Origin of the sequence: Ammoniphilus resinae (assembly GCF_017873965.1) — a bacterium.
Classification (GTDB): domain Bacteria; phylum Bacillota; class Bacilli; order Aneurinibacillales; family RAOX-1; genus Ammoniphilus_A; species Ammoniphilus_A resinae.
On the sequence record NZ_JAGGKT010000008.1, the window covers coordinates 37383 to 50730 of the forward strand.

A 13348-nucleotide genomic window follows, 5' to 3' on the forward strand; every position below is an offset into this window, starting at 1 on the left:
ACTCTTTCATCTTTATTTAGCTATTAAGAAATCGATCTCTTTCCTTGGTCACAGCTTCCCAAATTCCATTTAAGTAAACAGCACCTAACGCTCGATCATACAAACCATAGCCCGGCTTCCCTGTTTCACCCCAAATCATCCGACCGTGGTCAGGACGAATCGGTCCTTCATAATTAAACTCACGCAAGGCTCGTACAACCTCATACATATCGATAGACCCATATTCAGAAGGATGTGCGGACTCTTCAAAGGAACGTTCACCTACTAGTTTTACATTTCGTGCATGAACGAAGTGCACACGTCCTTTTTGCCCAAAATACCGCAGCATCGAAGGAACATGATTCTGAGGACTAGCCCCCAAGGAACCAGTGCACAAGCACAACCCGTTACTTGGACTATCAACTATTTGAAGCAAGCGATCTAGGTTTTCCTGATTGGTTATAATGCGAGGCAGCCCAAAAATGGACCACGGTGGATCATCAGGATGGATGGCCATTCTGATTTCTTCTTCCTCAGCCACTGGTATGATCTTCTTAATGAAGTACTCTAGATTCTCCCATAGCTTTTCTTCATCCATTTTACTATATTCAGCAAAAAGGGATTTCAATTCGCCTGCTTCATAGCTTGTATCCCATCCCGGAAGCTGCAACTCCCCACGTAGCGGATCCATCCGTTGAATCACTTTTTCTTCATAAATCAACGTGGTAGAGCCATCTGAAAGCTCGTGTGCCAGATTGGACCGCGTCCAATCAAATACTGGCATAAAATTATAGCATACGACCTTGACACCAGCCTTGGATAAATTTCTTAATGTCGTTAGATAGTTTTCAATATAACGTTCACGAGTGGGTTTCCCCAATTTGATATCTTCATGAACAGGTACTGATTCGATGACAGTCAGCTCAAGTCCTGCCTTCTCAATCTTACCCTTAAGTTCCATGATTCTCTCAAAAGGCCAAGCTTCTCCAACCGGAATATCGTAAATTGCTGAAACAATCCCTTTCATTCCGGGAATTTGACGGATATATTCCAACGAAACTGGATCGTTGTCCCCATACCATCGAAAACTCATTTTCATTATTATTTTCCTCCTATATTACCCATTCGTCCTATGACTAGACTTCTACTGTTACTGGAAATAAAACACTCTTTAGGAAACTAGTCATCATTATACCCAAACGGGACAACATATGCAATACAGGGACTTAACGAGTCCCTGTATTGAAACAAAACACTATTCTTACTTGCTATTCAACGATATTCACATCATATAATTCTAGCCACATATTCATTTGTACCAAGTGGGCGATAAGCTGAGGGCCTGTCATGAGCTGGCCAAACCATGGGGCTCTGAAGGATGACCCATCTGAATGGATGATATCTTCTACTTTTTGTTTGGAGACGAGTTCAAGAAGAGGGGATGATTTGGTTTGAAGAATTTGGGTCAACATTCTTTTGACATGTTTCATATACTCTGGGTGGTGTGTTTTAGGGTAGGGACTTTTCTTGCGGTATAGAACATCGTGCGGAAGAATTCCTTCTAGGGCTTTTCGTAAAATTCCCTTTTCCCGGCCAGCTAGCATTTTCATTTCCCATGGTATGTTCCATGCGTATTCTACGATTCGGTGGTCAGCAAACGGAACGCGCACTTCCAAGCTTGCGCCCATGCTCATACGATCTTTTCGCTCTAACAAAGTGGACATGAACCAGACCATATTTAAATAAAACATTTCCCGACGACGTGCTTCTAAAGGGCTTTCCCCTTCTAATTGCGGAACCTCCTCTATTGTTTGATGATAACGATCTCTCAGATAGCCTTTTAAATCCAGATTTTTCTGCCAGTGCGGTAAGAGCAGTTGATGTCTTTCTTTTTCTGATTTCATCCAGGGAAATTGCTCTGCTTGCAGTAGCTCTTCCTTATAAAACCATGGATATCCGCCAAAAATCTCATCCGCGCATTCGCCTGATAGAGCTACCGTATAATCTCGTTTGATTTGCTCACAAAACCATAATAACGAGGAATCCACATCAGCCATACCTGGTAAATCCCGCGCCTTCACCGCATCTTCCAAACGTGCAGCAAGAAGCGCATTATCTATGACTTCACCATGATGTGCTACCCCTAAATACTGTGACACTTGTTTAATCCATGGACCATCTTCATCCGGCTGAAACAGGCTGCTGACAAAAAATTCATGATTACGCTCATAATCAATGGAATAGGTATGCAATGTTCCGTTGCCTTTTTCCTTGAAATGCCCTGCAGCTATGGCACTAATTGCACTTGAATCAATCCCTCCTGACAGGAAGGTACACACAGGAACATCGGCAAGCAATTGCCGAACAACCGCATCTTTCACAAGAAATCTTACCTGCTCCACTGTTTCCTCTAATGAATGATGATGTTTTTTACTATTTACATTCCAATAACGTTTAATCTGTAAGCCGTTACGGTCATAGATTAGAACATGCGCCGGTCGCAATTCTTTCATTCCTCGAAAAACACCGTGACCAGGGGTCCGGGAAGGACCCAACGCAAATATCTCTTGCAGTCCTTCCCGATCTACTTCTGCTTTCACATCAGGATGTGCCAGTATCGCTTTTAGTTCAGAACCAAACAAGAACGAACCGCCACTTTCCTTGTAAAATAAGGGTTTCACCCCAAGCCGATCTCTCGCCATAAATAGCTTCTCCTGTTGATGATCCCATACAGCAAAAGCAAAAATGCCGTTCAAATACTCTACACACTGTTCTCCCCATTCCATATAAGAAGCTAACAGCACTTCCGTATCTGAATGGGAACTAAATATGTGACCTCTGACAACTAATTCCCGACGTAATTCTTCCGTATTATAGAGCTCTCCATTGTACACAATCGTATAGACTAGCCCATTCCTTGACTTTGTCATCGGCTGGGTTCCTCCATCTGGATCGACAACAATGAGTCTTGTGTGACCTAGCAGAACATGCCTTCCTCGAAATATATTCGAAGCATCCGGCCCGCGCTTTGATAGGGTTTGCGCCATCTTTTGGGCAATCCATACTTGCTGATTTAAGTCCTTCTGCCAATCGATCCATCCTGTTATTCCACACATTGTCATCACTCTTTCACACAGAATTTTTCCCTTGGCCACAAAATTTTTGATTCTATTAATACTGTGACATATACTGTTCCCTTTCCCAAGGGTGTACTGTCAGGCGGAACATATCCCATTCAATTTCTTTTGCTTCTACAAAATGCTCTAAAATATGGCTTCCTAAAGCCCCCTTCATAACTTCGTCTTCCTGTAAGTTTTTCAGTGCTTCGGCTAGTGTAGAAGGTAGGTCAACGATCCCGTTTTCTACTCGTTCTTGTCTCGTCATCACGTATATATTACGGTCGACTGGTGCCGGTGGGGTTAATTTCTGTTTCACTCCGTCTAAGCCTGCTGCAAGTTGCACAGCCATTGCTAAATAAGGGTTGGCTGACGGATCTACACTGCGGACCTCAACACGGGTGCCCAATCCGCGCGATGCCGGGATTCGAATCAGCGGGCTTCTGTTTTTTGCTGACCATGCCACGTAACAAGGGGCTTCATATCCCGGAACTAGACGTTTGTACGAATTCACCGTCGGATTGGTAATGGCGGTGAAATTTGGTACATGGGCCAAAATCCCAGCGATAAAATGTCTGGCTGTATCACTCAGTTGCAGATCACCACTTTCATCAAAGAACGCATTGACCTCACCTTTAAATAAAGATAGGTTGCAGTGCATACCAGATCCATTGATTCCAAACAATGGTTTGGCCATGAATGTAGCATGCAGTCCGTGTTTGCGGGCGACTGTTTTAACAACCAGCTTAAAGGTTTGAATATCATCACATGCTTTCAAAGCATTTTGATACTTAAAATCGATCTCGTGCTGCCCTGGAGCAACTTCGTGATGAGAGGCTTCGATATCGAAGCCCATTTCTTCAAGCTCTAATACAATATCACGGCGGCAGTTTTCACCAAGATCAGTTGGAGCAAAATCAAAATATCCGCCTTGGTCATTTAATTCAAGGGTAGGTTTACCTTCCGCATTTAACTTAAAGAGGAAGAATTCAGGCTCAGGCCCTACATTAAAATCAGTAAACCCAAGTTCTCTCATTTCATTTAATACTCTTTTTAGGTTATTGCGCGGATCCCCTTCAAACGGTGTTCCATCTGGATAATGGATATCACAGATCAAACGGGCCACTTTCCCTTTTTCCGCCGTCCACGGGAAGATAACAAAGGTGTCCAGATCCGGAAACAGATACATATCCGACTCCTCAATACGGACAAACCCTTCAATAGATGAACCATCAAACATCATTTTATTACTTAATGCTTTATCCAATTGGCTCACTGGAATTTCAACATTCTTGATTATTCCGAATAAGTCTGTAAATTGCAAACGAATAAATCGCACATTTTGTTCTTTAACCATTTCTATAATTTGTTCTTTTGTATATGACCGTTTCATCCTATTCCTCCCTATTTTTAAAGAATTTCATTTTCATTTCGTTAAAGTATCTACTAAATTGAGCTGCAAAATTCGCTTATACTCTTTTGGAATGACTTTTACCCATTTTGAGAGGTTTTCCTTCCAATGATGCAGCATCGAGGCAGCACGAGTACTGCCTGTATAATCATAGTGATTTTGAATAAGCTTTCTGAGTTTCGCTTTGTCTTCATCTTCTTCCAATGGATCCAAGTCGATTAGTCCAAGATTACACTGCTGGCGGAACTCCTCTAAGTCTTCGGCAAATACATAGGCAATCCCACCTGACATCCCTGCCGCAAAATTCTTACCCACAGGGCCGAGTACAACCACGCATCCACCGGTCATATACTCACAGCCATGGTCGCCTATTCCTTCCACAACTGCTTGAACCCCGCTATTCCTCACACCGAATCGTTCACCCGCAAGCCCGCGAATATAAGCCTCTCCGGAAGTTGCCCCGTAGAAGGCAACATTACCTATGATCGTATTTTCTTCCGGTTTAAAAATAGATTTAGTAGATGGAGTGACGATGATTTTCCCTCCAGACAACCCTTTACCGATATAGTCATTGGCATCCCCTTCAAGGGTAACTGTTACCCCTTTGGGTAAGAAGGAACCAAAGCTTTGACCTGCTGAGCCCGTAAATTGAAGTTGGATGGTGTCCTCAACAAGACCCTTCGCGCCATATTTTCTCGAAATCTCACTGCCCAAAAGAGTACCGACCGTCCGGTTGATATTTTCAATTGGGAAACTTGCTCTTACTTTTTGCTGCCTTTCAAGTGCAGGTCTACAAACTTCTAATATACTTTTATAATCAAGTGAATTTTCAAGTCCATGTTCCTGTTTTTTCTGATGGTATAAACCGGTCTTTGGAGAAGCAGATGGTTGATAAAGAACCTTTGATAAATCCAGGTCTTTCGCTTTCCAATGGGATTTTGCTTTATCGCTCTGGATCAATAAATCAGTCCGTCCGACCATTTCAATTACTGTCCGGAAACCTAATTGGGCCATAATTTCACGGACATCCTGTGCAATAAATCGCATGAAGGCTTCGACATGTTCCGGTTTTCCTAAAAACTTCTTACGTAATTCTGGATCCTGTGTGGCAATCCCTACAGGACAGGTATTCAGGTGACATTGTCGAACAAGGACACAGCCCAAAACCACTAGGGCGGTTGTGGCAAATCCATATTCTTCAGCTCCGAGTAACGTCGCCATAACAATATCTCGGCCCGTCATCATTTTCCCATCGGCTTCCAATACCACCCGATCCCTCAATCCATTTAAGACAAGGGTTTGATGGGTTTCTGATAAACCAATTTCCCAAGGGATGCCTGCATGTTTTATGCTTGATCTCGGCGCCGCCCCTGTTCCGCCGTCATAACCACTTATTAAAATAACGTCTGCCAAACCTTTGGCAACACCTGCCGCAATCGTTCCTACCCCTGCCTTAGCAACTAATTTGACACTGATTCTTGCCTTTGGGTTGGCATTTTTTAAATCATGAATCAGTTGTGCCAAATCCTCAATCGAATAAATATCATGATGCGGCGGTGGCGAAATTAAACCGACACCTGGAGTGGAACCGCGGACTTCCGCAATCCAAGGATAGACCTTATGACCGGGAAGCTGCCCACCTTCACCCGGTTTGGCACCTTGAGCTATTTTGATTTGAATTTCTTCCGCATTCACTAAATAATGACTCGTTACCCCAAATCGTCCAGAAGCCACCTGTTTAATCTTACTGCATCGAGAATCCCCGTTTGCATCCGAGAGATACCGATCCGGGTGTTCTCCACCTTCCCCACTGTTGCTTTTCCCACCTAGACGATTCATAGCGATCGCTAAAGTTTCATGGGCTTCTTGGCTTAGTGAACCATAGGACATAGCCCCTGTTTTAAATCGGCGAACAATGGATTCTACAGATTCAACTTCTTCGATTGGAATACTAGGATTAGAAGGTGAATTTTCAAAGGTAAATAAGTCCCGTATGAAAATGAGCTGGTCTTCATTTGCTTTTTCTGCATACTTTTTATACAAATCATAATCATTCGTTTGGCAAGCGACTTTCAGCATACGGATAATTTCCGGATTCAAGGCATGGATTTCTCCATTTTTCCGATATTGAAATTCACTCCCTGCCTCAAGTGGAACCTCTTGCTCAGCAAATGCCAATCGATGCCTCATTAATGTTTCCTCCGCAATCGTATGAAGCTTAATTCCGCCGATCGCAGAAGTTGTTCCAGTAAAATACCGATTAATAACAGTTTGATCAATCCCAATGGCTTCAAAAATTTGTGCTCCCCGATAACTTTGGATGGTTGAGATTCCCATTTTGGAAAGAATCTTGATCATGCCACTTGTCATGGCTTTCACATAGTTTTGAACAGCTTGGAATGCATCCATTCCTTCACCAAGTTCTCCCTTTTCAGCCATCTCCTGCAAGGTCACTTGTGCTAGATAAGGATTGATAGCATCCGCCCCATAGCCGACAAGCATAGATAACTGATGTACATCACGCGCCTCGCCTGTTTCAACAATCAGGCTGACTTTCGTCCGTGTTCCTTGGCGCACCAAATGATGATGAAGTCCACTAACCGCAAGCAAAGCAGGAATGGCTGCAACATGACGACTCAGCCCTTGATCAGACAAGATAATCAGAGAAACTCCCTGCTCGATGGCTTCATCTACTTTGCCAAACAGCTGATCCAATGCTTTTTCTAATGCGTCTTCTCCACCCTCCGCAGCAAAGGTAATCGGAAATGTCATGGTCTTAAATGCTGAATCGTTATTTCCACGAATCTTAGCCAATTCTTGATTGACGATAATAGGGGTTTCTAGCTTGATCCGACGGCAGCTGTCTTCCTTTACATTGAGAAGATTCCCCTCAGCTCCAAGGAAAGTTAAGCTTGATGTGACATACTTTTCCCGGATTGCATCAATCGGCGGATTCGTCACTTGGGCAAATAGCTGTTTAAAATAGTTGTATAGAAGCTGCGAACGATTCGATAGGACGGCTAAAGGTGAGTCATGGCCCATGGAATTAATCGGTTCTTTCCCTTCATCACCAATGACTCCAAGAACTTTCTTTAATTCTTCCACCGTATAGCCAAAAGCTTGCTGGTACCTAAATAGAGGGAAATCCTTGTTTTTTTGTTCCCCTATTGGAGCCTCCAATTGATGGATTTGCGTACACTTTTCATCCAGCCATTGACGGTATGGATACGCCTGTGAAATAGTTGTCTTCACCTCTTCATCCGGGATGATGCGCCCTTCTTTTAAATCCACTAGAAGCATTTTCCCTGGACTTAATCTTCCTTTTTCGAGGATCTGATCGGGCTCAATATCGATGACACCGACTTCCGAGGCAAAAATGATCGTTCCATCAACGGTCACATAGTAACGAGCGGGTCGAAGGCCGTTGCGATCCTGCATCGCTCCAATTTGAAGCCCATCTGTAAAGGCAAATGCCGCCGGTCCGTCCCATGGTTCCATTAAATGGCTGTGAAATTCATAGAAGGCTTTTAGAGAATCATCCATGGAATCATTTTTCTCCCATGGCTCTGGGACCATCATCATCGCTGCATGAGGCAAAGAACGACCTGAACGTGTTAAAAATTCAAGACAATTATCAAAAGAAGATGAATCACTGCCATCTTCATCAATAATTGGCATGATATCTTTCAACTTTTCCCCAAAAAGGGATGATTCCATTCGGTTTTCCCGCGCACGTATCCAATTGATATTGCCATTCACCGTATTGATCTCTCCATTATGAATCAGCATCCGGTTTGGATGGGCTCTTTCCCAACTAGGAAACGTATTTGTACTGTAGCGGGAATGAACAAGAGAAAAGGAGGATTGATAAGCTTCATTTTGTAAATCCAGATAATATTTTTCTAATTGATCCGGGGTCAGCATTCCCTTATATACAATCGTTCTTGCCGATAGACTGGCAACATAAAAAGTTCCGTCCTTAGCCACCCCTCTATCATGTATCTCTTTTTTCGACCGTTTTCTAATGATATACAATTTTCTTTCAAATAATTCTTCGTCTCTGTGCTCCTTGCCCCTCCCAATAAAAACTTGGCGAATGAAAGGCTGGCTTGTTTTAGCCGCTTTCCCTAGGCAAGAATCGTTAACAGGAACGGTACGCCAGCCTAAGAGCTCTTGACCTTCCTCTTCTATCACCCGATTCAATACTTCTTCACACCGGGCTCTAATTTCTTCATCATGAGGTAGAAATACCATCCCGACTCCATAACTTCCTGGTTCCTTTATGCTGAATTGCGAACAATCATTTTGGAAAAATGAATGCGGAATTTGTGTCAAAATCCCAGCTCCATCACCTGAACCTGAATCACCCGCTTGAGCCCCTCGGTGTTCTAACCGGCAAAGCATGGATATTCCCTGTTTTACAGGAAGATGTGAAGCACCTTCTTTTAGATTAGCTATGAAGCCAATACCACAAGCATCATGTTCAAAAGAGGGATCATAAAGCCCCTGTTTCATCGGTAGTTTATTATGCAGCATTCTTTCACCCCTCAATTTTTGTTTCATTTTTTAGCAAAGTCCATCTGTTTTCCCATTTATATCGAACTATTCGTGTTTTTTATTATATTACACACTCACCGTTCTGAATAATATAAAGTATTTATTAAAACGATCTAATTTCGGTATCAATTGTATAAAAGAGGATAAGCACATAGCTTTTTGAGAGATCCTTTGCCAAATCATTTAATAACAAACCACATTGTCCCCTCCTTCTCTTCCGCCCATTTTCTAATGAAGTAGGCACTAAAAATGGAACCACGAATATGTTGCATTAGCCTATATTTCTATTAAAAAGGGGTATTGAAATGTATAACCAACCTAATGTCCCTGGACATTTTGTCCTTGACCGCCAAAGAGCTATGCTGTTGCCACCTGAGCAGCAAGCTGCACCCATTGAGTCCCTTTCCGAACAGATGTTTATCGAACGTTCATTGACAGAGAATAAATTTTGGCTTCGGATTATGAAGGAACATGCCTATTTCCTTGGAGAAGGGATGAGCCGGCATGACAAGGATTTAATTCAACAAGTTGACCGCTTCCAACATTACTTTGAACATCAGGAGAGAAGAGCACACCAAACACCTGAGAATGTCGAGGCTGTTAGAAAATTAAATGAAGATAGTATTCAATTGGTTTATGGATTTCGGAATTTCAAGAGGAATCTGCTCATTCTTGTAATCAATTGCAAAATACTCGGCTTCAATTTTCCCCTCCTGATTGACCATGTTGCCCGTGAAGCCGAATATTTTATGAGCAGCCTGCAAAAATTCAATCAAGGAATACTTGAACCCGTACAAGATGCGATTATCCATGAAAACGTCTTTTGGCTCCGCATCATGATGGAACATTCCCGGTTTATCGCCTCTTTACTGGACCAATCGGAGCGAAATTTGATACTTACCGCGCGGAAGTTCGGGGATGATTTTGAAGTGTTATTGAACCAGGCAAGAGATGTGGAATCTATGCTATATCAGAAGAAGCCAACCTACCCTATCATCGGCAAAATGAACAAAGACAGTGAAAACGCGACTACAGATTTAAGAAACTTTAAAAAGACAGGGCTTGAATTAATCAAAACCTGTCAGATTCGAAACGTGATAGACCCCTTGTTAGCCGACCATGTGGTGCGTGAAGCGGAGCACTTTTTATTCCTGATTCATGCTTTGGAGGAAAGATTAAAAAGAAAACAGAAGGAAGAAGAAGGGTGCTAGTCTCCTTCATGCTGTTTCGTCCTATTTCTTCGAAGAAAAAAATTATCAATTAAAAATAATATAATCCCTAGATTAATCGCATAATCAGCTAAATTCAGTATCCCATGGTTCCAATTGAAATGAATAAAATCCGTGACTTGGTTATATAGAACCCGATCAATGGCATTACCAATCGCTCCACCCACAAGCAAAGCAGTTCCCAAGTCCACAATAATCCCCTTTGTTTTCAATTGGGACCGATAATATAAAATGAAGGCCACTACAAGAACAGCAATCGGAACAAAAAGTCGTCCATACCCTTGCAGCATGCTGAAGGCAATCCCGGCATTTTCATATCGGATAAGATACAGAATACCCGGCCATACTTCCATTTGTTCACCCACGGCAAAATGAAAACGAATCCAGATCTTTGATGCCTGGTCGAACAGAATAACCAGGATTGCTAGAATGTAAAAGCGCACGTCATCCCCCCTTATCAAGGACTTTTCCCATGCTCTCCGTGTGGGATTTGTCCTTGATAATCTTTATTAAAGACTCTAAACGTTTTTGTAATTAACTATGCTTTCAAGGGTATCCTGAAGCGTACCGAATTTAAACACATATCCTTCGCGCTCTAGCCTCTCCGGGAGGACCCACCGACTTTTTAGTACCAATTCAGTTTCTGTTTTGATAAATACCGCTCCCAATTCTAACATCCATTTAGGAGAAGGTAGTCCGAACGGAACATTCATCACCCTTCGTAATTCCTGCATGAGTTCGCGGTTACTTACAGGCCCTGGTGAGGAGCAGTTAAAACCCCCTTCTAGGTCTTCTCTATCCTTTAAGAAGAGTATAATCTGAAACAAATCCTCCACATGGATCCAACTGAATTTTTGGTTGCCGGTCCCTTGGATTCCACCTAGGCCAAATCTAGTCAAATTTTTGTACGGAACCATCACTCCTCCATCTGGACCTAAGACGATGGCAATGCGCAATGCTATTTTCCTTGTTTTAGGCAGCTTAATATTAAAAAAAGTTTTCTCCCATACCTTTGCCACCTCAACGGAGAATCCTGAACCAATTTCCCCATGTTCTTCTGTCATTGGGCGGTCTTCAGCGTGACGGTAAATGGTTGCAGTACTGGAATTCACCCAAATCTTAGGTGGATTTTTGCACTTCAATATGGATTCACCGAGTAAAGTAGTTGTTCGAACCCTTGAATCTAAAATCTCTTTCTTATTTGTTTCATTATATCGACAATTGACTGATCTTCCAGCTAGATTAATAAGGATCTCTGCGTTTTCCAAAGCCTCTACGATCCCTGCTTTATCTTCCCAAGAAATGTGCTTTTTCTGTCTTGATATGATTTTCACCACATATCCCATTTCTTTAAAATTTTTTTCAAAATAAGTGCCAATAAAGCCAGTTCCACCTGCTAATACTATTTTTTTCACGATCATCCCTCCTCGTATAGATGACGAAACAGTGATACAAATGGTTCCATTTCCGTAAAACAAAACATAAAAAATGCAACCACAGGTAATGAAACCTATCGGTTGCAGATATGCTTAAGGGTTATTTTGTTCAGGTTCTAATAATGGCGTTTCTTCCGAAGGGCTATTTATTTCCTCGCTGACCTCATTTTGATCAACTATTTCCCGCCTTTGTTGCAATTCTTTTTCAACTTTATAAAGTTTCCATTTCAATTTCATATAGAAAAAAGTGCTAACTAAACCAATAGCAATACCTCCTAAAAAGGACGATAAGATGATAACGAGAACTAAAGGTATTTCTTTAGACCCGAACAAATAATTAACGGAAACAGGTGTGGTATTCGCAAGTGAAAAAAGAGCGACAATCAAGGCAAATAAAAGGGCTAAGACAAGATTCCATTGGTATTTCATGCTATGATATTTCTCCTTCTACAATTTAGTAAACTATACCATATGCATTCTAATGAAGACAATAAAACAATTACATTTTGAATTTAATCCCATTTAATCTGTACTTGTTCTTGCCCTTTTATTTTTTTATATATAAACTTTATTCACGGTTAACACTTTACAAATGAGTAAATTGTCATTTTTTGTAAATAATTCTTGAATATCATACTTCTCCTCCTTAAAATATGAACAGAGCCTAATAATATTAATAGGGATATGGAGGAATGATCTTGGATTATATTAAACCTACTCAATTGGTTGAGGATGTTGCTCATACAGGCGCCTATAAATCTACTTTGTCAATCAAAGATATTTTAGTTAAAGGAGTGCTTTCCGGAGCTTTCTTGGGATTTTCTACAACGCTCGCTTATACGGCAGCAACCGAATCAAAACTTGGCATTATTGGTGCCCTGGTTTTTCCTGTCGGTTTTGTCCTCATTCTATTATTAGGTCTTGAGTTAGTCACAGGAAATTTTGCCATGTTGCCACTTGCTAGATTAAAAGGCCTTACTTCCAGTAAAAACATCGCCTACAACTTCTTTTGGGCTTTTGTTGGAAATCTGTTGGGAAGCATCTTGTATGGGGCCCTATTCTATATCTCTGCAACAAAACTAGGGCATATTAGTGAAAGTGAAATCATCCAAAAAATTATTACTGTCGCTGAGGGGAAAACCCTTCTTTATAAAGAGCTAGGAAAAGATGGGATGATTATTGTCATCACAAAGGCCATTCTATGTAATTGGATGGTCACATTAGGGGCCTTCATGGCTTTCGTTTCTAGTTCGACCATTGGGAAAATCGCGGCTATGTGGCTCCCCGTCTTTCTGTTTTTTGCTCAGGGGTTTGAGCACGCCGTGGTAAACATGTTTCTCATTCCAACAGCCATGATGATGGGGGCAGACATCAGTTTTAGTGATTGGTGGTTATGGAATCAAATTCCAGTAACCATTGGAAACTTTTTTGGAGGGTTTGTCTTTACCGGGTTAGCCCTTCACTTGGTTTATAGAAAGAAAAATGCACATCTCGAGAAGGTGCCTACCATTCATCAGAGTCCTCTGAAGGATCAGGCTTTGTAACTTTCATGCAAGGTAAAAACACCAAAATTAAACCCCAAAAACGCTTGGAGATTCCCAAGCGTTTTTCAGCTATAAT

Annotated in this window: 9 protein-coding genes; 2 read left to right on the plus strand and 7 right to left on the minus strand. The window is 41.8% G+C overall.

The features are described from left to right. Positions 1-16: 16 nt before the first annotated feature. From uxuA to gltB, 4 genes are all read right to left on the minus strand, one after another. Positions 17-1078 carry a mannonate dehydratase gene (gene uxuA, locus J2Z37_RS13610; RefSeq protein ID WP_209810824.1) on the minus strand — a complete coding sequence of 354 codons (1062 nt, stop codon included), beginning with the start codon at positions 1076-1078 and terminating at the stop codon, positions 17-19. Positions 1079-1247: 169 nt separating this feature from the next. Continuing rightward, positions 1248-3095 (minus strand): asparagine synthase (glutamine-hydrolyzing), encoded by a 1848-nt coding sequence (asnB, locus tag J2Z37_RS13615; RefSeq protein ID WP_209810825.1) that lies wholly within the window; start codon positions 3093-3095, stop codon positions 1248-1250. 55 nt (positions 3096-3150) lie between these two features. Beyond that, complete coding sequence (gene glnA / locus J2Z37_RS13620; RefSeq protein ID WP_209810826.1) at positions 3151-4488, minus strand: type I glutamate--ammonia ligase; 1338 nt, start codon at positions 4486-4488, stop codon at positions 3151-3153. Between the two features lie 33 nt (positions 4489-4521). Next, positions 4522-9042 (minus strand): glutamate synthase large subunit, encoded by a 4521-nt coding sequence (gene gltB, locus J2Z37_RS13625; protein ID WP_209810827.1) that lies wholly within the window; start codon positions 9040-9042, stop codon positions 4522-4524. Between the two features lie 326 nt (positions 9043-9368). On the opposite strand from gltB, the gene J2Z37_RS13630 reads away from it, so the two are divergent. Then, positions 9369-10274, plus strand: a complete 906-nt coding sequence (locus J2Z37_RS13630) for a DUF2935 domain-containing protein (protein ID WP_209810828.1) — start codon at positions 9369-9371, stop codon at positions 10272-10274. On the opposite strand, the gene lspA is transcribed toward J2Z37_RS13630, so the two are convergent. From lspA to J2Z37_RS13645, 3 genes are all read right to left on the minus strand, one after another. Beyond that, complete coding sequence (gene lspA / locus J2Z37_RS13635) at positions 10271-10735, minus strand: signal peptidase II (RefSeq protein WP_209810829.1); 465 nt, start codon at positions 10733-10735, stop codon at positions 10271-10273. The two genes, J2Z37_RS13630 and lspA, sit on opposite strands and share 4 nt — an antisense overlap. A gap of 75 nt (positions 10736-10810) precedes the next feature. Then, on the minus strand, positions 10811-11710 hold the full coding sequence (locus tag J2Z37_RS13640; RefSeq protein WP_209810973.1) for a TIGR01777 family oxidoreductase: 900 nt from the start codon (positions 11708-11710) through the stop codon (positions 10811-10813). A gap of 111 nt (positions 11711-11821) precedes the next feature. Next, the gene (locus J2Z37_RS13645) at positions 11822-12157 is read right to left on the minus strand and encodes a LapA family protein (protein ID WP_209810830.1); all 336 of its coding nucleotides are present in this window, start codon (positions 12155-12157) and stop codon (positions 11822-11824) included. 269 nt (positions 12158-12426) lie between these two features. Here J2Z37_RS13645 and J2Z37_RS13650 point away from each other — a divergent pair, with 269 nt between their 5' ends. Beyond that, the gene (locus J2Z37_RS13650) at positions 12427-13272 is read left to right on the plus strand and encodes a formate/nitrite transporter family protein (RefSeq protein ID WP_209810831.1); all 846 of its coding nucleotides are present in this window, start codon (positions 12427-12429) and stop codon (positions 13270-13272) included. Positions 13273-13348: the final 76 nt, after the last annotated feature.

Excerpts from the sequence above, each read along its gene's own strand:
- gltB (WP_209810827.1), bottom strand. The coding sequence starts at position 9,042 with ATGCTGCATAATAAACTACCGATGAAACAGGGGCTTTATGATCCCTCT.
- J2Z37_RS13630 (WP_209810828.1), top strand. The coding sequence starts at position 9,369 with ATGTATAACCAACCTAATGTCCCTGGACATTTTGTCCTTGACCGCCAA.
- J2Z37_RS13645 (WP_209810830.1), bottom strand. The coding sequence starts at position 12,157 with ATGAAATACCAATGGAATCTTGTCTTAGCCCTTTTATTTGCCTTGATT.
- glnA (WP_209810826.1), bottom strand. The coding sequence starts at position 4,488 with ATGAAACGGTCATATACAAAAGAACAAATTATAGAAATGGTTAAAGAA.
- asnB (WP_209810825.1), bottom strand. The coding sequence starts at position 3,095 with ATGTGTGGAATAACAGGATGGATCGATTGGCAGAAGGACTTAAATCAG.
- uxuA (WP_209810824.1), bottom strand. The coding sequence starts at position 1,078 with ATGAAAATGAGTTTTCGATGGTATGGGGACAACGATCCAGTTTCGTTG.